This is a genomic window from Hymenobacter yonginensis (assembly GCF_027625995.1).
GTDB lineage: Bacteria > Bacteroidota > Bacteroidia > Cytophagales > Hymenobacteraceae > Hymenobacter > Hymenobacter yonginensis.
Genome location: NZ_CP115396.1, coordinates 3,016,303 through 3,035,565, shown reverse-complemented (window position 1 = coordinate 3,035,565; position 19,263 = coordinate 3,016,303). Strand labels below are relative to the sequence as shown.

General features: G+C 57.8%; 11 protein-coding genes and 1 tRNA gene. 6 read left to right on the top strand and 6 right to left on the bottom strand.

The features are described from left to right. Nucleotides 1–19: 19 nt before the first annotated feature. A complete protein-coding gene (locus O9Z63_RS13050) occupies nt 20–4,423 on the bottom strand; it encodes a CusA/CzcA family heavy metal efflux RND transporter (protein ID WP_270125686.1) in 4,404 nt (1,467 codons plus the stop codon). A 185-nt stretch (nt 4,424–4,608) separates the two neighbouring features. Further along, nucleotides 4,609–4,938: a DUF6660 family protein gene (locus O9Z63_RS21195; protein ID WP_408613545.1), complete on the bottom strand. Its 330-nt coding sequence runs from the start codon at nt 4,936–4,938 to the stop codon at nt 4,609–4,611. Between the two features lie 278 nt (nt 4,939–5,216). Here O9Z63_RS21195 and O9Z63_RS13045 point away from each other — a divergent pair, with 278 nt between their 5' ends. The 5 genes from O9Z63_RS13045 (at nt 5,217) to O9Z63_RS13025 (ending at nt 15,245) form a co-directional block, all read left to right on the top strand. Further along, the gene (locus O9Z63_RS13045; protein ID WP_270125684.1) at nt 5,217–8,315 is read left to right on the top strand and encodes a DEAD/DEAH box helicase; all 3,099 of its coding nucleotides are present in this window, start codon (nt 5,217–5,219) and stop codon (nt 8,313–8,315) included. Between the two features lie 345 nt (nt 8,316–8,660). After that, on the top strand, nt 8,661–9,947 hold the full coding sequence (locus O9Z63_RS13040; RefSeq protein WP_270125683.1) for a GTPase-associated system all-helical protein GASH: 1,287 nt from the start codon (nt 8,661–8,663) through the stop codon (nt 9,945–9,947). Further along, nucleotides 9,944–10,966 (top strand): TRAFAC clade GTPase domain-containing protein, encoded by a 1,023-nt coding sequence (locus O9Z63_RS13035; protein WP_270125682.1) that lies wholly within the window; start codon nt 9,944–9,946, stop codon nt 10,964–10,966. Before O9Z63_RS13040 ends, O9Z63_RS13035 begins: the two co-directional genes overlap by 4 nt. 5 nt (nt 10,967–10,971) lie before the next feature. After that, complete coding sequence (locus tag O9Z63_RS13030; protein ID WP_270125681.1) at nt 10,972–11,814, top strand: TRAFAC clade GTPase domain-containing protein; 843 nt, start codon at nt 10,972–10,974, stop codon at nt 11,812–11,814. A gap of 2 nt (nt 11,815–11,816) precedes the next feature. Next, complete coding sequence (locus tag O9Z63_RS13025) at nt 11,817–15,245, top strand: GAP1-N1 domain-containing protein (protein ID WP_270125680.1); 3,429 nt, start codon at nt 11,817–11,819, stop codon at nt 15,243–15,245. Between the two features lie 165 nt (nt 15,246–15,410). Here the strand turns inward: O9Z63_RS13025 and O9Z63_RS13020 are convergent, their stop codons facing one another. The 4 genes from O9Z63_RS13020 to O9Z63_RS13005 all read right to left on the bottom strand — a co-directional run bounded on the left by O9Z63_RS13020 (nt 15,411) and on the right by O9Z63_RS13005 (nt 17,907). Next, nucleotides 15,411–15,680, bottom strand: a complete 270-nt coding sequence (locus O9Z63_RS13020) for a transposase (RefSeq protein ID WP_270129271.1) — start codon at nt 15,678–15,680, stop codon at nt 15,411–15,413. Between the two features lie 316 nt (nt 15,681–15,996). Next, nucleotides 15,997–16,070, bottom strand: a tRNA-Arg gene (locus O9Z63_RS13015). Nucleotides 16,071–16,214: 144 nt separating this feature from the next. After that, complete coding sequence (locus O9Z63_RS13010; RefSeq protein WP_270125678.1) at nt 16,215–16,874, bottom strand: TVP38/TMEM64 family protein; 660 nt, start codon at nt 16,872–16,874, stop codon at nt 16,215–16,217. A gap of 148 nt (nt 16,875–17,022) precedes the next feature. Beyond that, complete coding sequence (locus O9Z63_RS13005) at nt 17,023–17,907, bottom strand: DUF2167 domain-containing protein (protein ID WP_270125677.1); 885 nt, start codon at nt 17,905–17,907, stop codon at nt 17,023–17,025. A 200-nt stretch (nt 17,908–18,107) separates the two neighbouring features. Between O9Z63_RS13005 and O9Z63_RS13000 the strand changes: the two genes are divergently transcribed. Then, the gene (locus tag O9Z63_RS13000) at nt 18,108–19,247 is read left to right on the top strand and encodes a cystathionine gamma-synthase (protein WP_044016341.1); all 1,140 of its coding nucleotides are present in this window, start codon (nt 18,108–18,110) and stop codon (nt 19,245–19,247) included. Nucleotides 19,248–19,263: the final 16 nt, after the last annotated feature.

Genomic DNA, 19,263 nt, shown 5'->3' with positions numbered 1-19,263 from the left:
TTCAGGAAAAGGAGTTTCCTTACTGCGCGGTAGCGCCCAGCAGGTAGTCCAGATCAATGGCGGTTTGATTGTGCTGAAGCACGGCATCCAAGTACGCGGTGCGCACGCTCAGGGCACGCTCCAGATTGAGCAGCAGCTCGGAATAGGTCGTTTCACCAGCCTTGTAGGCGCGCTGGCTGAGCCGGACAATGACGGCCGCTTGCAGCAAGCCGGTCTGCTCATAGAATTGCACGCGCTGTTGTTGCTCCTGCAGGCGCAGGCGTAGCTCCTCCAGCTGGCTGGCTACTTCCGCCCGGTAACGCTGGTAGGTCGCCGTGGCGGCTTGCTCCTGCAACTGGGCGGCCTGCACCCGAGCCTTCTGGGGGCCGCGCAGCAGGGGAATCGCTACGCCGGCCTGTACGCTCTGGAACCGGTCGCCGGTGCCGTAGGTAGTGGCTTGTCCGTCTATTTCGTACGTACCGCGCAACGACTGATTGGTATAGCCCACGCTCACTTGAGGCAGCCCCTGGGCTTTCTCCACGCGGGTTTCCGCCCGGCGCTCGGCAATTTGCTGCTGCAAGACCCGCGCCTGGGGAGTGAGGGCCAGCACAGCGGTGTCCGCAGCGACCACCGGAGCGGGCAGCAGGTGCACCGTGCTGTCGGCGATGTCCACGGGTTGGGGCGATTGCAGCAAGGCCTGCAGCTGACGCTGGGCAATGGCGTAATCCGCCCGGGCCTGCGCCAACAGGTTCTGCGTTTCGCCCTGCTGAATCAACGCATTGGCGGGCTCCAGGCGGGCAGCTTCGCCGGTTTTGAAGCGGAGTTGGGCCGAGCGCAGAAACTCGCGGTAGATGCTGTCCTGGCCGCGCAGGGTACGCAGCCGATGCCGGGCGTAGACCGCCTGCTCGTAGCTGCGTCGTACCTGCCGGCGTAGTTCGGCCTGCACCTGGGCCAGTTGCTGCTCCCGGCCGCTGATCTGGGCTTGACTCAGCCCCGCTTGAGCTTTGTAGTATCTTGGTAGGGCAATAATCTGCCCGATACTGAGCACGTTGTCGGAGAGGGGGGAGTTGACCTGCCCATAGGTACCCAGCACCGTGGTACGCCCCACGTCAAAGGAAGTGCGTCGCAGGGCTTGCTGCGCCTGTAGAGAGCGTTGCGCGGCCTGGACTGTGCCATTAGCCTGCAGCGCTCGCCCTACGGCCTGAGTGGCAGTAAGAGGCCCCTGGGCGTGCGCTGGCGTACTCTTCAGTACTCCACTCAGCCCCAGTGCCACGAGCAGCCCCGCAACGGGCAAGGAACGGGAAGCCGATGGCTGCGGGGCGGGTGTTTCACCGCGTTCCGATAAGGAATAGAGTACGGGCAGCACCAGCAACGTCAGCAGAGTCGCGGTGACTAGGCCCCCTATCACGACGGTGGCCAGAGGACGTTGCACTTCCGCGCCGGCCGAGGTGGACAAGGCCATAGGCAGGAAGCCCAGTGAGGCTACCGTGGCTGTCATCAGCACAGGCCGTAGCCTTACCTGGGTACCTTCCAAAATACGCTGGTAGAGGTCCATACGGCCTTCCTCCTTGAGTTGATTGAAGTAACCGATCAGCACGATGCCGTTGAGCACGGCTACCCCGAACAGGGCAATGAAGCCGACTCCGGCCGAGATGCTGAAGGGCATATCGCGCAGCCACAGGGCTAGCACCCCGCCGATGGCCGACAGGGGAATGGCCGTGAAAATGAGTATCGACTGCTTCAGGGACTTGAAGGTGAAGAACAGGAGCACGAAGATGAGCAGCAGCGCCACGGGCACGGCGACGCTCAACCGTTCGGTAGCCTGGCGCAGGTTCTCGAACTGCCCGCCGTAGGTGGTGTAGTAACCGGGTGCAAACTCCAACTGCTGATCCACTTTGCCCTGCAGTTCCGTCACCACGCTTTCCACGTCCCGGCCCCGTACGTTGAAGGCCACCGTAATCCGACGTTTCGCGTCGTCGCGCTGAATCTGGTTTGGGCCTTCTTGCAGGTCTACCGACGCTACCTGCTCCAGCGGAATCTGCTCGCCGGCCGGGGTGGCCACCAGCAGCTGGCGTACGTTGCCGATGTTCTGGCGCAGCTCTGGGGCCAGGCGCAGCACCACATCAAATCGTCGCTCCTGCTCAAAGAGCTGGCCGGCACTCTGTCCGGCAAAGGCCGTCTGCACCGTGCGGTTCACATCCTCGGCGTTGAGGCCAAAACGGGCCAGGCGGTTGCGGTCCAGCTTCACCACGATCTGCGGCAGACCCGTGACCTGCTCCACGTACACGTCCTCCGCGCCTTCCACTTGGCGTACCAGACGGGCGGCGCGCTCGGCGTAGGAAGCAAGCTGCTGCAGGTCCTCGCCGTAGATTTTAAGGACCACATCCTGCTTGGCCCCACTGATGAGCTCGTTGAAGCGCATCTGGATGGGCTGTTGGAAGCCAAAAGTGACTCCAGGAATCACGCTCAGGGCTTTGGCCATCTTCTCAGCCAGCTCTTCCTGCGTTGTGGCCGAGGTCCACTTCCCCCGATCCTTCTCCAGAATAACCATCACGTCGGCGGCTTCCACCGGCATGGGGTCCGTGGGAATCTCGGCCGCGCCGATCTTGGCCACCACTTCCTTGACCTCGGGAAACTGTTTCTGCAGGATGCTCGCAGCTTGCTGGCTTTTCTCCACCGTGTAGCTCAGCGACGAGCCGGTCAGCGTGCGCATTTCAATTGCAAAGTCCCCTTCCGAGAGTTGGGGAATGAACTCCCCACCCAGGGTGCGGAACAGCAGCAAAGCGCCGGCAAACAGCACCAAGGCCGCCGACACCACCACCGTCTTCCGACGTAGGGCCCATACAAGCACCGGTCGGTAACGGGCTTCGAGCCAGCTCATCATCCGGTCCGATAAGTTGCGTTTAGGTTCCGTCGAGCGGCTGAGCGCCAAGGCCGACATCATGGGTACGTAGGTGAGCGAGAGGATGAAAGCGCCGACGATGGCAAAGGCGACCGTCTCAGCCATGGGCCGGAACATCTTGCCCTCGATGCCGGCCAGCGCCAGCAGGGGCAGATACACGATCAGGATGATGATTTCCCCAAAGGCTGCCGAGGAGCGAATCTGGCTGGCCGCGTGGTAGGTTTCCTCGTTCATCTGCGCACTGGTCAACCGGTTTCCCGGCACTTGGAGCTGCCCGCCGTGCAGGCGGTGCACGATGGCTTCGACGATAATCACGGCCCCGTCCACGACCAGGCCGAAGTCTATGGCCCCTAGTGAGAGCAGGTTGCCGGACACCCCAAACAGGCGCATCATGCTGATGGCAAAGAGCATGGCCAGCGGAATGACCGAGGCTACCACAAGCCCGGCGCGCCAGTTGCCCAGAAAGAGCACCAGCACGAACAGGACAATCAGGGCGCCCTCGATCAGGTTGGTCTGCACGGTGCTTATGGCGCGGCCTACCAGGTCGGAGCGGTCCAGGTACACGTCAATGGTGACGCCTTCGGGCAAAGACTTGCGTACAGTCTGCATGCGCGCTTTCACGGCTTTGATGACCTCGTTGGCGTTGGCTCCCTTAAGCATGAGCACCAGCCCACCGGTCACTTCTCCCTCCGCGTTACGGGTCATGGCTCCGTAGCGCACGGCCGAGCCTAAGCGTACGTCCGCCACATCCCGTACCAGCACCGGCATACCCCCTTGGGTGCTGCGCACGACGATGTTACCCAGGTCGGCGGCATTCTCGGCCAGTCCTTCGGTGCGGATGAAGTAGGCAGTGGGTTTCTGATCGAGGTAGGCACCGCCCGCGTTCTGGTTGTTACGCGAAACAGCCTGGTAGACTTGCTCCGTGGTGACCCCGAGCGAGCGGAGCCGGGTGGGGTCCAGCCGGATTTCAAACTGCTTAAGCTGCCCGCCGAAGCTGGCCACGTCCGCTACGCCGGGTGTGCCCAGCAATTGCCGCCGCACAATCCAGTCCTGAATAGTACGCAGCTCGCGGGCGTCGTACTTCTGCTCGTAGCCGGGTTTAGCGCGCACCAGGTACTGATACACTTCCCCCAACCCGGTGCTGACCGGGGCCATTTCCGGCCGGCCGATGCTTTCGGGTATCTGGCTTTCGGCTTCGCGCAGCCGCTCTCCGACTTGTTGCCGGGCCCAATAAATATCAATCTTGTCCTCGAAGACAATGGTGACGACGGAGAGGCCGAAGCGCGAAAAGGAGCGCACTTCCTCCCGGCCGGGAATCGTGGCCAGGCTCTGCTCCACGGGGAAGGACACCAGCCGCTCGATGTCGCTTGCCGCCAGGGACGGGGCTACTGTGTAGACGACAACTTGGTTGGTGGTAATGTCGGGTACCGCATCAATCGGTAGCCGGCTCAGCGAGTAGCTACCCCAGGCAGTCAGCGCCAGAGTGAGCAGCCCGATGATGAGCTTGTTGTGAATAGAAAAATGAATCAGCCGATCAAACATCCGTCGCTGGGGTAAGGTCTAACGCTTCCGTAAACCCTGCCTGACCAGCCGTTCCGACCAAACGGGTGGGAACGGCACGGGAGTGACTCCCACTAGGACGCGATGCGCCCATACGAGGGGTCGTCCATGACGTACAGCCACGAACTGCCCTTAAGGGGTACTCAGCAGGAAAAAAGGGGGACGTTTTAGGCTCGCGGCGGTTGCCAGACGGCGGCGGGTGCCCGCGTTGGGGCGGTAGCTAGAGAATGGGCATGGCGTTCCGTAGAACCCCATTCCAAGGCATTCTGTGAAGCAGGGGCTGCTAGAGAAGGTAACAGAGTGACGGCACCACCGCAGCAATGGCATTGGCACAGAGGGGAGCACCAGTCTCCTACGTTAGCCGCGCTACAATCAGCATGAGAGGAAGCAGCCACGATGGTCTGCGTCTGGTCCTGGCACACGATTACTTCATCGGCACACGTCAGCGTCGACAGGCAAGCGAAGTAGAAGGCGAAGAACAGAGACAAAAAACGCATGTGGAACAAAGGTACGCAAAACAGCAGGCTCGGTGTTTTTACCAGTCGGAAAGGGTACAGGTTAGAAGCTGCTGACTACACCATTCTTTAGTAGCTTGTGCGGTATTATACGCGTAACCACATCATCAATGGAGTTATTACTACCAGATTGGCATACGGAGGTCTATTCGGTACCAGGCCAGAAAAATACCGTTACCCGGCTGCGGCGGCGAGGAAATAAACTGGTTGACATAACCGCAACCCCTCACCTAAACGGCCTACGCCTGCAGAGCACACACATGTCACTCTACCTAACCGCAGATCCGGCCGATGTTCCGGTTGGTGAGACACATGTGGTGCAGACTAAACATAAACCTACGCTTGCGGCGTGGCAGTTAGAGAAAGTTGAGTTTAAGCGGTGGCTGAAGGCCGAAGAATCTGCTGCTACCACCCCCGCTGACATCGTAAGCTCGTGGTGCAACAACTTCTTTTTCGTTGAGGAAGACCAGGCTACTGAGAGTCCCGGTTTACGCCAGCCACAACTTGGTGCCATTTACTCTGTGCTAGGGCATCTGACGTTACCTTCCGATGCGGGACTCGTAGTGCTACCTACTGGCACAGGAAAAACTGAGACTATGCTGGCAGTGCTTGTCGCGAAACAGTGCGCCAAGCTACTCGTCGTCGTACCATCCGATGCGTTGCGCACTCAGATTGCCGAGAAGTTCATCACACTGGGCTTACTCAAGGAGTTTGGCATTGTCGGTCAGGGGGCTGGGTACCCAGCAGTTGGCGTGATGCGTCAGTCATTTGCTGATGGCGCTGATTTCGAGCGGTTCGTAGCTCAAAGCAACGTTCTGGTAGCTACGATGTCAATTCTGCAGACACTGGAGCCAACTCAGTTGCAACATATGGCTGACGTTTGCTCTCATGTGTTCATCGACGAGGCACACCACGTAAAGGCCGCCTCTTGGCAATATGTGAAAGACCATTTTGACAGCCACAAGGTGCTACAGTTCACAGCCACCCCGTTTCGCAACGATGGGCAGCGGCTTGAAGGCAACCTTCTTTTCAACTTCCCCCTAAGCGAGGCCCAACGGCAGGGGTACTACAAAACCATCGAGTTCAAACCGGTCAGTGTGTTTCAGCCCGAGAAGGCCGACCAAGCCATTGCTGATGCGGCGATGGCCCGATTACGCGAGGACTTGACAGCTGGCTACAACCACATATTGATGGCCCGCTGCGCCACAAAGGAGCGGGCCAAACAGGTGTATCAACTCTACGCACCGCATAATGACCTGACCCCCGTGTTGTTATACTCGGGTGTGACCGGGGCTAAGGAAATATTACGTCAGATTACTACACGCCAAGCTCGCATCATTGTGTGCGTAGATATGCTGGGTGAAGGCTTCGACCTGCCGGAGTTGAAGATTGCCGCCTTCCACGATATTCGTAAAAGCCTGCCCATCACTCTCCAACTGGCTGGGCGTTTCACGCGCACCAAGCGCGACGAGCAACTGGGTAATGCGTGCTTCATTGCCAACATCGCCGATCCGCAAGTGGGTGACGAGTTGGATGAGTTGTATGCAGCCGACACAGACTGGAACAAGCTGCTGGCCAACATGGGCCAGACCCGGATTCAAGAAGAGGTAGATTTCAAGCGACTACTGGCGGGTTTCTCCCGGCTCAACGAGGCCAAGCTGCCCCTTAACAACATCAAAATTAAGCTGAGTACGGTAGTGTATCGTACCGCTGATACATGGAACCCACGTAACTTCCGACAAGGACTACCCGACTACGATAAGGCATTCTACCAGTTTGACGACCTCAACAGCGACAAGCAGTTGTTGCTTATCCTGACAGCCCACCAAGACGGCGTAGATTGGTTGGACTCGAAAGAGGTGTACCAGTTGACCTGGCGGATTATCGTAGTATTCTGGGAGGCACGACTCAAGCTACTCTTTATCCATAGTTCCGACAACTCGTCGCTCTACGAGCCGCTGGCTAACGCTATTTTGGACAACAATGCACAGATCATCAAGGGGGTGGATGTGTTCAAAACGTTTGATGGCCTGCACCGCATCAGTCTGCAAAACGTGGGGCTACGCAACCACGTGGGTAAAGACGTCCGATTTAGGATGATGGTGGGGCGTGACCTGGAGGAGGCAGTTAGCGCACTGGAGCAGCAGAAAGGTGAAAAAGCCTTCGTGATGGGAATGGGCTACGAAGACGGCAAGCAGCGCAACCTGGGGGCTTCTTACAAGGGGCGTATCTGGCTGAAGCGGGAGAACGACTTGAGCGTGTTCACCAAATGGTGCTCCAAAGTTGGCAAGCAGCTGCTAGATCCGAACATCGACCCCAACCAGTTTCTGAAAGAGACGTTGGTGCCGACTTATGTGAGCGAGTTTCCGGAGAGTGACCCAGTGTGGATTGACTGGCACGAAGACTTGTACCTTCAAGACGAGGTGTACTTCAAGTTCAGGTTGGGCGACGAAGTAGTTGATCTGTCAAACGCAACACTGGAGCTAACTGGGGTATTCAGTGCTACTACAATCGATTTCCTTTTGGTTAGTGATACCCAGCAGGCGGCATTTCGCGTAACCTTACAAGAAGCAGGGGAGGCCAGGGCCAGATACCCGCACTATGCCATCATGCAGACTGGTGGGCCAGCCGTACAGGCCTTATTTGGGCGGCGGGAGGAGGAAGGAGTACAGTTCCTACAGCGCTTGCCGCCAACGGTGTGGTTTGCCGATGGCTCCTCAGTGCGAGGCAACGACCACTTGGCCCCGAAGCACTCAATTGGGTTATTCCCGGCGGCGGGAATCGAATATTGGGATTGGACGGGTGTTGATCTCAGTGCCGAGTCACAGGGTGTACTTCCGGTAACGGATTCTATCCAGTATCGGGTGATCCAGAGGCTTCAGCAGGGTGACTACGACATTATTTATGATGATGACAGCGCGGGTGAAGCGGCCGACATAGTAACACTCAAGCTACACCCTGACCGGATTGCCGTGGAGCTATACCATCTGAAGTACGCCAGTAAGGGTAAGATCGGAAACGCGGTAAAGAACTTGTATGAAGTATGCGGACAGACGCAACGGTCAGTCCACTGGAAGCACCGCCGTCCGGATGCACTTCTGTTACACTTGCTTCGACGCAAGCCCAAGACGGAGAAGGGGATGACACGCGACCGATTGGAAAAGGGAACGGTGAAGGAATTGGAAACGCTACGACGGCTGGCTAAGCGGCAGCTGCCAGTCGAATTTTCCTTCATCATTGTACAGCCCTCTATCAAACAGGGGGACGTGGGGCCGGAACTGTTGAAGCTGCTTGGAGTTACGCAAAACTTCGTGCATGAACTGGCTGGGGTACCACTGCGGGTCATTGGTAGTGCCTGACATACTAACAAAGCTCGAAGCGGTCTTAGAGCGTGTGAACAGCTGTTGGAACGTTAAATCACACCTCTCCGCGGTTGAACTATCCGGGATCAGAGTATACAACTCTCTATGTTGGACTAGCACTGCCACAGGCCAGACTGGGTAGTAAAACTGACAAGCTGTTCATCAACTTTATGCTGTAGGGCGTACGCAAGAGCATTATCCTGACGTAATCTTCTTACAAGTTAAACGAGTGAAAGTCCATAGATGGGGCTTCATGCCAGTTTTACTGCCGTTTGTTCGTCACAGCTCGCTTATCTTGCGTTAGCATCTCACGCTAACCATTTTAGAAATTACTCCAGGTTTATGTCTGTCAATCCCCTTTTTGACCTCTGGCACGAAAACGACTTCTTCGGCATCGGAGACGATGATACGCGCCGCGAACAACTTCTAAAAGCTGTTGGGGACTTGGTCAAACTTTTCAAGAAAACTCCCAGCCAGATACGCTGCTACACGCTAGTAGCTCTCGATGCCCACGTGGCGGAGGACAGTCCCTTACTGGTTGCTACGTATGAGGTAATAAAAAAACACTGGCCGGGAGCTGGCGGCAAGTTCAGGGGAGCCATGCCCCGTCAAACAGTGCGGGGAGTTATGTTGAGCGCCCTGTACGAGCGAGCAGCGGAAGACATGACGGCTTTAAAAGTCCTCTACTACACCGCCAGCGGATATTACCATTTCGCGGACTTCGGCTCGGAGCAACCTGCTATCGAACTGCTGCTAGAGAAGTTCGGCAGCGAGTTGGAGGTGCATGCTGTTGCGGAGTGGTCATTAGAGCAGACAGCGTTGACACCTCAGATTGAGCCGTTTAAACTGAGCGGATTTAAATTTGGGAGTGCCAAGGTGGACAATGACAAGTTGCGAGTTGAAATGACCAACTCAGTGCAGTCCCTAGAGATAGAAACCGCTTACAGAAATACTCAGGAACCTTCAGCTGATTGGTATGAGAACTTTGGCATAAAAGCGTCCGCTGGCATTACGTCAGCCGTTGAAACCGCTCTGCAAAGTTTCAGCCAGTCGCTTTCTACTGTAAGCTTAGAGGCAGAAGTCAACAAGTTCTTCGGCTCTGTCAGCAAAGCCATAACCGACACACTTGCCAAATCGCATCAGTCGCTGAAGGCGGTGGAGCGGCGTAGCCAGTTACTGTGGTGGAAGGAAACGCTGTACTCCACTACGCTCCGCCGAAGCTACCGTGACCTGGATGCTGCCCTATTACCCGCCGTGATGGCCGTAGAATTGGCGAAGCTGGTACCCGATACCATTCCGGTGAGCGTAGATTTTCTGCTAACTGATACCTACCGCGCTGTGGTGGGTGGCAAACCCGAACCCCAAACGCTGGCCGATTTGGTTGCGGTCTTTGCCGTCGATGAAAACCGCGCGGCATTGCGTCAGTCATTACCATTGGTAATGACTGCCTGTGCCGAGCGCACCACTCTCACGGCGTTTCTTACTCAAGTACTGCACCAGCACGCCGCCCCTGAACAGTTACAAGACCGCACCGGCTTGCGCTCTGACCATCCTGCCGCCCCTGACCAACTAGCTGTCATTCTGCTTCACGATTTACTCACCGACCGCCTGCTGGCTTCCCGCTTATGATAACGTGCACCCAAACCTATTGCCACCCCGAGGAGTCGGGTTGCGCTGAAGAAGGTGGCGGCGACGGAACCAAGTGCAAGTTTCGAAAGAAAGCAGCCAACCAAGCCGAATCTGGTAAAGCCGCCGCGTTAGGGCCGAGCGAGGTTACGGAGCTGCCGGCCGGCTTTCGGGTGAGTTGGACGGGCAGCCCGCTAGGGGCGCAGGATATGCGCCTGCTTACGGCCCGCTCACGGGTGCTATGCATTGGGCTAGTAGGGGCGGCCAATGCTGGCAAAACCACGTTTCTAGCCCTTCTCTACGCGCTGCTTCGGCAGGGGCAAGGCATTCCGGGCTACAGGTTTGCGGGCTCTTATACACTGCCCGGTTGGGAGGCTATTGCCAGCTACCTTACCTTCAAGGAAAGCCGAACAGATATTCAGTTTCCACCGCACACCAGCCGAAGCACCGGTAGAGATGAGGGCCGCGTACCGGGTATTCTGCACTTGGCCTTGCGGTCAGAAGATGAGCCGGCGGCCGTACTCGATGTCCTCTTCACCGATGCGCCCGGGGAGTGGTTTACCGACTGGATTATCAAGCACGACTCCGATACTGCTGCGGGTGCCCGCTGGGTTTATCAGCACAGCCGCGCCTTCCTGCTATTTGCCGACCGTGAACGTCTTACTGGAACCCAGCGTGGTCAGGCCCGCGGGGAAATCAAGGAGTTGGCTGACCGGCTCACGCACCGGCTCGGTTCCCGTCCGCTAGGACTAGTGTGGACCAAAGCCGATGTGCCTAATGAGCGTCCGCAGTTTCTGACCGATATCAGTCAGCACCTGCAACACGCCGCCCCGCGCCATTACCGCGAGTTCGAAGTTAGCGTGGAACTGAGCGGGGCCGACCGCTGGCACCCGCAGGTGCTGGACAGTGTGGCGTGGCTGCTTGATACGCACTGCCGCGAACTAGGCACCACGCCGCCGGTGCCAGTGCCGTCCACTACTGAACAAGACCTTTTTCTGCTACGTCGCCAAGTAATCCGCTGAAATCGATGTCCCATCAACTACTGATTCTGGGCGGTCCTCACGTTGGCAAAACGCACTACGTCGGCCAGCTCTACCTGCGCCTCACCGATAGGCGGCGGGCACCGCAGTACGCACTGCAAATGGCTGCCCCACCCACTGACCTAACGGCCATCAACCACATCATCGAACGTCTGCGTGAAGGCCGATCGGCCGGGCACACCCCGAGTGGGTTCAATGAGGAAATTAGCTTCACCGTGACCAACCTTCAGGGACAGGAAGTAGCGCTTACGTTCCCGGACTACGCCGGCGAACAGGTGCAGCGCATTGTCAATCAATACCTTATTTCACCGCGTTGGCAGGAGCTGATTACGCAGGCCGACGAGTGGTTGCTGTTTATTCGGCCGGACGAAGTCAAGTCTCTCGAAGATGTTACTAACCGGTCCCGCTCACACCTCATCGAGCAGCGGCCCCGAGCTAAAGAGGCACTGGCTAACGGCGAGCTGTCGGACCCAGCTTTTTACATCGAGCTGTTGCAAATGCTGCGCTATGTTAGGGGGCAGTCGGCACTTATCCTCGCCCGGCAACCGCGCCTAACAGTGGCGCTTACCTGCTGGGATACCCTGCCCAACGTAGCCGATGCCCCTCGTCCTGCCGACCAACTCCGTAGCTGCCTGCCTTTCCTAGCCGATTTCCTAGCGGCTACCTGGGAGCCTAACGCGCTACGTATCCTGGGTGTCTCATCTACCGAAACTACGCTCGACCCCGACATGCCCAACGAAGATTTTGTAGATGGTCCCGAGCAAAAAGGCTACGTGGTGCTAGCGGATGGCACGCACAGCCCCGATCTCACCCTGTTAGTAGCTTCCTGAAAATGCCCGCCGCGCCCGTCATTATTCAGCAAGCCTACTACGGGGCAGTTAGGGGCACTTCGCACGGCTACCTGGCCAGCAGTACTTCGCTCAGTGAGCAGCTACAGAACTTTCTGCCTGGCTTTACTGACCGCCCTGGCAACGATGTAATTCCGCCGGGCATTTCTTCCTATCTGTCCGCCGCTACCACTGCTGGATATTTCCTGCTTAGCCGCACATGGCCCGACGTGGCTACTGCTCGCTCCGGCATGGTTTTTACGCACGTACTGCTACTGCCATTGGAGGCGGTACCCAGTCTGCCCGACCTAGGGGCAGTGCTGTCCCTGCTGCTGCCGGTGCTACCCGCTGCTGCCAACCGTACCAATCTAGCCCCTGTTTCATTTTTGCCAGCCGAGCGAATTGAATTACCCCTTGCGCCGGTATCTGGTAGCTTGCAGCAGGTTGGCGAGCAGCTATTCAGTGGGGTGCCGTCGGTGGCAGTAATCGCCGAGCCGGAGCAGATGGAGGCATTACTGGTACGTCTGTGGAATGGTATGCTGCCTAGCCTACGCCCGTTGCTGACATGGGCAACCCGCTTTAGTCCGCCGGCTTCTGAGACCGTTAGCAGCCTTTTGATTGGCGTACCGCCAGTGGTGGCGGGGCGTTGGTCTGGCCGGTCGCTGATTACCATTGCTGACGCAGATCCTGTTAGTGATTTATCGCCTCAAGAGCATCTGCTCTGGAATGCAGCCGAAGCCACCCCGTTTCGCGTTTTCCTAGACGTTTTGGAGGTTGCGCCAGTTCAGTTTCGTGCCCTCACGCAGTACGAACGGGCTTTCACAAACTACGGGCGTTTGGCTGAGTTACCCGCGACTGAGATGATGTCACTGGCGCGTGATGTGGCAGTGCTTCAGCCCGCACCATCCAAAGGGGTATCCGTGAAAGCTGCCGTGCTACAGTGCGTGGCCAAAGTCATTGCTACGACCCCTGAGCCTCCACTGAGAATGCTGCGAAAATTTTCACTGAGGCCCTTTGCCGACGCCTCAGCATTGGAAGCCGCCGTTGCCACCCGTGTAAAAAATCTGTTAACGGCCGCGACCAGTTCGGATGACGCCATAACTGAAACCTTCGACCTCGATACGGGACCAAACGCCGCGGAAAATCAGCAGTGGTTGCGAACGGGGATAGATGCTACCCTTGCTGCCCTGTTGCGGCAGCCCACGCCAACCTTAACCCGCGCATGGTGGCTGGGAGTGCAGCACTACGACGACACTCGTAAAAAGCTGCTCGCCACATTGGCTTCGGCTCCTGAAACGGCTTCACTGCTCGCCGCCACGGTGCCGGCTGTACTTGACAAAGTGGTTGCTGAACCGCTACTTGCCCTGAGCCGCAAGCGTGGCTGGTGGGAATTACACGCCGCTGTAGCTGCAGTAACTCTGCCTCCAGCCGAGGCCTTACAACGCCAGGTAGCAGCAGAAAGCACTCACCGTAGTCATACATCACCGCATGTGGCGAAGCTTGCCCAGACCGTGGCGGATGACGACCTGCTGGACCTAGCCCTAGCAACCGACAACAGCCAGTTGATGGAATTGGCGGGCGTTGCGTGCGTCAGAAGACCTTCATTGCTGGCCAGCCTTGACCTCGCGCAACGCGCTTGGCGACAAATCTGGGAGTGCGCGGTACATCATTCAACTCGGCTAACTGCGGGTCTGACTACCCCCGCTGCAACGGTTGACGCTTACTTAGGATTGCTGGTCGAAAACCCGACTGATTCTTTCCCGTTGCTGCCTCTTATTGCCAAGTCGTCGTTTGCCAACGTGTTACACCATCCCCAGCGTCCGGCGTTGTGGTCACTGCTTCCGTCTGCCTTTCGTCCGGCTTTCTTGCTGGCAACCGCTAATGCTCTCATTGTCGAACTGGTGCGTGGACAGCATCCTCAACTCATAGAAAGCACCTTACGTCAAGAAGTACAAAAGCCAACATTCACCACTCGGCTGCTTTACACATACCGCGCCGACCCTACGGCCGTTCTCGCCGTGCAGGCTGTCTGCGACAACCTGACCGACTATTACCTAGCTGACTATGTGGCAAACCTCACAGTTATTGATTCGAGAGCCGCGGTAGCTCTCGGTCGGCTCATTAACAGTAAAAGATGGTCGCAGTCTGCGCAGAAAGTAGCGGACAAGGCTAAGTACCAAAAGCATTTCCACCTTGCTCTGGCCGAATGCGAAAGTCAGCTTGGTGGATGGAAACACTTGTTCACCAGTCTATTCACAGGGGGGGCTGACTACAAGTCTTCAACCCTGGTTCCACCGACCCAACTTTCACCCTCCAACATGTCAACCGAAGTTCTAATAATGACCGCGCTCGGTCTAGAATTTAACGCTGTACAGCAAATTCTAACGGAAACGCAGCCCACAAGACACCCTGAAACGGGTACCCGCTACACGCGAGGGATTTTCAACCACAACGAGCGTAAGTTCTCAGTTGCCTTGGCCGAGTCTGGTGCGGGAAACGTAGATGCCGCTCAGGCCACCGAGCGTGCCCTTTCCTACTTCAAGCCCCGCTACGCCTTCTTCGTGGGCGTAGGAGGCGGCATTAAAGACGTGAACCTCGGTGATGTTGTCGCCTCATCCGAAATATTGCACTACGAGGGTGGGAAGGACGGCGAAGAGTACAAATCCCGTATCAAGACTCATTCTGGAGCGCACGAGCTTACAGAGTTGGCTAAATTCATTGCTAACAACAAAATGTGGCAACATCGACTTGGACCAGCTAATGATTACAAAGCCGAAGTAAAGCCCATTGCCGCCGGCGAGAAAGTAGTAGCTTCCAACCGCTCCGCCACCTTTAAGCTAATCGCCCAAAGTGTAAGTCAAGCCATTGCTGTAGAAATGGAAGGGTATGGGTTCCTAGCTCCCGTTCACTCGCACCACGCAAAAGGCATCGTCATCCGCGGTATTTCCGACCTGCTGGTGAATAAGACAGCTTCCGACCAAGCCGGTTGGCAACCCATTGCCGCCGCTAACGCCGCCGCTTTCGCTGCCGAGATGCTGGCCCGACTTCTGGATGACCAAATCAGTACAAACACTATTGCACAAGTTGCCCCAGTTGCAGCGCATCCGCAGTCAGAAGTTGTGGTAATCAATGCTTTATCCGCCGCCGATACGCTTGCTGAGCTATTAGTTTCCGCGCCGAGTAGGGGTAAACTCTCCGCCATTCTTGCCGATTTGTATGAAAGAGGGCCGGAGGAGCGACAAGTATGGAAGCGGGCTGGCGGTAGAGTTGGTTTCTTAAAACAAACAGATGACGGTGATACGCAATGGCATCACGCCCTCGAAAATTTAGCAAAGGGTGGCAGTAACACCATTACCATCCGCTCCCTACTTGAAACCGTGAAAACTGATTTCCCATCAAGCCCAGTGATGCAGCATTACTACGGGTTGCTGTGAGGAGCAGTTAGTGAGGGGTAAATACTTTTTGAGTTGTCTGCGGGGCTCCTGCATTAAGCTGTGTGGACATCTAACGCATCTAATCGAGGGCAGCAAGCAGGTAGGCCACAGCTAAAAAGGAGAGAGCGGTTTTCTCGTAGCGGGTGGCAAAGCCGCAGGCCTCTTTCAGGCGGCCAAAAAGTAGTCGCGCTGGTTCAACCGGTTGACTTCAGGCGGAATGACGGCGGCGGCCTGACGAAGGGTAATGGCTTCCAGTATATTATTGGTGTCGTACGCTTTGTCAGCCACCACCGTGCTGGGCTGTGCGGCCAGTAGGCCGGACAACTGCGGGCTGTCGGCGGCTTTGCCCGGCGTTAGCACCAAGTGCAGGCAGTTAGCCAGAGCATCCACCACGGCGTGTACTTTCATGCAAAACCCACCGCTTGAACGGTCTATCGCTTCGGCTGCGGGCGTACTTTTTTCAGTCGTCCTATTCGACCACCAATCATTGCGGCTGAATACGGCGGTCGGTGACTCGTAGATTCTGTCATAACATCTGCCTCGTGGGGGCGAGTACCATTACAGCTTCGCCGGATGTGACACCACTCATCAATGTCTGCTGGCGGTCCGGGTTGGGGTATAGGGACATGTTAGCACACACAGGCCACCATCACCGCTATCGCCAAATGACCAGTTGTTTTACCTATGTTTTACCTGAAAACAGAAACACCCTGTAAACGCTTGGTTTACAGGGTGTTTTAGAGCTGCTATGTGGTCGTGTAAGGAGTCGAACCTTAAACCTTCTGATTCGTAGTCAGATGCTCTATCCAATTGAGCTACACAACCATTTTTACCGTTTGGCGGATCGTTTATCCGTTTTGGTTGTGCAAAGATAGCAGGGAAAATTCCGGCGGTGCAAGCCGGGTCCCGCATTTAGCCTGGTTTTTTTTCGCGAAAGACTGCAAGATGCTGAATTTCAGCTGGATTTTTTTACTCGATTTTCGTGCCTTGGCGTAGCGCGCGCTGCATAGCGCGGTTGAAAAGGTAATACAGGCCAAACAGCGACACCGTGACCAGCACCGCCACCAGCACTTTGCCGGCGTTGCCAGTGCCCGGGTCGCGGAGCAGCAGCATAATATCCTGGGCTTTGGTGCCGAGCCAGTAGAAAAACAGGCTGCGCGGCAGCATCCCCACGATGGAAGCCAGCAGAAACCGGCGCCGATCCACGCCCATCACGGCCAGAATGAACGTCATCAGGGCAAACGGCGTGACCGGGGAGATGCGGAGCAGAAACACCAGCTTCCAGCTGTCGGTCTTCATTTCGCGCATGACGGCGGCGGCTTTGGGGAAGCGCTGCAGAAACGCCAGCATCTTGCCGTGGTCGAGGCTGGAGGCTACCTGGTAGCCGGTGAGGGCCGCCAGCGTGTAGGCGATGAGCATGCCCGGGAAGCCGGCCCAGCCGAAGTAAAACCCGGTGATGAGCACGGCCAGCGTGGTGTGCAGCAGCGAAAACGCCATGGCCACCCCGATAACCACGAAGTACAGCACCGCCTGCAGCAGCGTGGGGTGCTGCAGCAGCTCCTGGTTGCGGTAGAGCAGGAACCCCAGCGACGAACTGCCCACAAACGGCAAACCCGCCAGCAGCGCCATGGAAAGAAAGGTAGAGGCGTTTTTTTGAAAAAGCTCCCGGAGAAAAGCCATAGACTGCAAGTGAAAACAAACGGGCCGGCGTGAAGGCGCCGGCCCGAAGGTAGAACGTAAGAACGGGGCAGAAGGCTACATAGCGTGGCCGGCCCGCCTACTCGTCGGAGGAGCTGCCGCCGAAGAACCGGCGGATGGAGGCCCAGCCGCCGGCCACCACCGCCAGAATCACCTTCCAGAACTTGGCCAGCAGCGCAAAGGCGCCCACCTTGGCCAGCACCTTGCCCGCCACCAGCCCGCCGATGCCGTAAGCGGCCACCTCGTCGATTTTGGGGTCGAAGTCGGCGTATTGCTGGCCCTGGGCAAACTCCACGCTCTTGATCATCTGCGGGATGCTGCGGCGGATTTCCGGCAGCTGGCCCATGTCGCCGATGGCGTTGAGGTTGAGCACGCCTTTGCGGCCGAGCACGCGCACGTTGTAGTTGAGCGTGTTGTAGTCGGTGCCGGCAAAGCGCAGCTCCTTGGCCCAGTGCAGCACGTTGAGCTTGGCATCGTAGAAGGGCTTGGACGCCCAGCCGATGAGCATGATGCGGCCGAAGCCGGCTTCCTCACGCTCGGCGTTGCTTTCCTCGGTTGCCTCCTTCATGTCCTCCAGCAGGTCGTCGTAGTCGATTTCGGCCGCGTCGGTGTCTTCCACGTAGCCCGAAGGGTCGTACTCGACGGCGAAGGCCCAGTTGTTTTCATCGAGTGGGCCGCGTTCGGCCGGGAACAGCATGCCCAGCGACTCGCCATCGGGGTTGCCCCAGAGCTTGGTCAGCACGTACTCGCTCTGCTTGGCATCGAGGTAGCGGAAGCCGGCCGGCACTGTAATGGAGCCCAAGCCGTCGGGCAACGTAATTAGGCCGGTCTGGTAGTGCAGGGTGGCCTGCACCGAGTCGATGTAGTGCCGCTCACTGTCGATGGAGTCGGGTGGGGTGGGGGTGGCCAGGGCAACGGCGGCGGGCAGGCCCAGCAGGGCCCATAGGAGTAGGAGTGTTTTCAAGCGGATAAAAAAAGTGTGAATAGAATTTTGCCAACAAGATAGAACGCCATCCGGAGGATTTAGCCACCGGAGCCGGCAAAATTCTGATTTTCAGGGTTCGGCTTTTCACCGGCCGGCCGCGGGCGCCTCGGGCAATGCTACCGGCGCGTGGTTACCTTTGCGGGCCCAACCCCAGTTCCCCAGAACCTTAGTCGTACCAGATGAAATTCGGAACCAAAGCCATCCATGCCGGCGTGCACCCCGACCCCGAAACCGGGGCCATCATGACGCCCATCTACCAGACCTCGACCTACGTGCAACGCTCGCCCGGCGACCACAAGGGCTACGAGTACTCGCGCACGCACAACCCCACCCGCACCCAGCTCCAGGACGCGCTGGCAGCGCTGGAAAACGGCCAGCACGGCCTGGCTTTCGCCTCGGGCATGGCCGCCATCGACTGCATCATCAAGCTGCTGCAGCCCGGCGACGAGGTCATCAGCACTAACGACCTGTACGGCGGCTCCTACCGCATCTTCACCAAGGTATTCGCCAACTACGGCATCAAGTTCCACTTCGTGCCGATGCACGACATGGCGGCCGTGGAAGAGAAAGTAACGGCCAATACCAAGCTGATCTGGGTGGAAACGCCCACCAACCCGCTGCTCAACGTCATCGACATTGAAGCCGCCGCCGCCGTGGCCAAAAAGGCTGGCGCGCTGCTGGTGGTGGATAATACTTTCTCGACGCCTTACCTGCAGACACCGCTGGATTTGGGCGCCGACATGGTGATGCACTCGCTGACCAAGTACATGGGCGGCCACTCCGACGTGGTGATGGGCGCCGTGATTGTGAAGGACGACGAGCTGCACGAGCGGCTGCGCTTCCTGCAGAACGCCTGCGGCGGCACGCCCGGCCCCCAGGACTGCTTCCTAGTGCTGCGCGGCCTCAAAACCCTGCACCTGCGCATGCAGCGCCACTGCGAAAACGGCCGCGCCGTAGCCGAATACCTCAAGAGCCACCCAAAAGTGGAGAAAGTGTTCTGGCCCGGCTTCGCGGAGCACCCCAATCACGCCGTAGCGGCCAAGCAGATGCGTGACTTCGGCGGTATGATTTCCTTCGTGCTTAAAGGCGACCGGAAAGAAGACGCCGTGGCCGTGCTGGAGAAGTTCGAGCTGTTTTCGCTGGCTGAAAGCCTGGGCGGCGTGGAAAGCCTCTCGGGCCACCCCGCCACCATGACGCACGCCAGCATTCCGGCCGAGGAGCGCCGCAAGGCCGGCCTCTCCGACTCGCTGATCCGCCTGAGCGTGGGCATCGAGGATGTGGAAGACCTGATTGAAGATTTGAAGCAAGCCATCGGCTAGCGTAGCGCGGCTGGCT

Excerpts from the sequence above, each read along its gene's own strand:
- O9Z63_RS13050 (WP_270125686.1), bottom strand. The coding sequence starts at position 4,423 with ATGTTTGATCGGCTGATTCATTTTTCTATTCACAACAAGCTCATCATC.
- O9Z63_RS21195 (WP_408613545.1), bottom strand. The coding sequence starts at position 4,938 with ATGCGTTTTTTGTCTCTGTTCTTCGCCTTCTACTTCGCTTGCCTGTCG.
- O9Z63_RS13045 (WP_270125684.1), top strand. The coding sequence starts at position 5,217 with ATGTCACTCTACCTAACCGCAGATCCGGCCGATGTTCCGGTTGGTGAG.
- O9Z63_RS13040 (WP_270125683.1), top strand. The coding sequence starts at position 8,661 with ATGTCTGTCAATCCCCTTTTTGACCTCTGGCACGAAAACGACTTCTTC.
- O9Z63_RS13035 (WP_270125682.1), top strand. The coding sequence starts at position 9,944 with ATGATAACGTGCACCCAAACCTATTGCCACCCCGAGGAGTCGGGTTGC.
- O9Z63_RS13030 (WP_270125681.1), top strand. The coding sequence starts at position 10,972 with ATGTCCCATCAACTACTGATTCTGGGCGGTCCTCACGTTGGCAAAACG.
- O9Z63_RS13025 (WP_270125680.1), top strand. The coding sequence starts at position 11,817 with ATGCCCGCCGCGCCCGTCATTATTCAGCAAGCCTACTACGGGGCAGTT.
- O9Z63_RS13010 (WP_270125678.1), bottom strand. The coding sequence starts at position 16,874 with ATGGCGCTGCTGGCGGGTTTGCCGTTTGTGGGCAGTTCGTCGCTGGGG.
- O9Z63_RS13000 (WP_044016341.1), top strand. The coding sequence starts at position 18,108 with ATGAAATTCGGAACCAAAGCCATCCATGCCGGCGTGCACCCCGACCCC.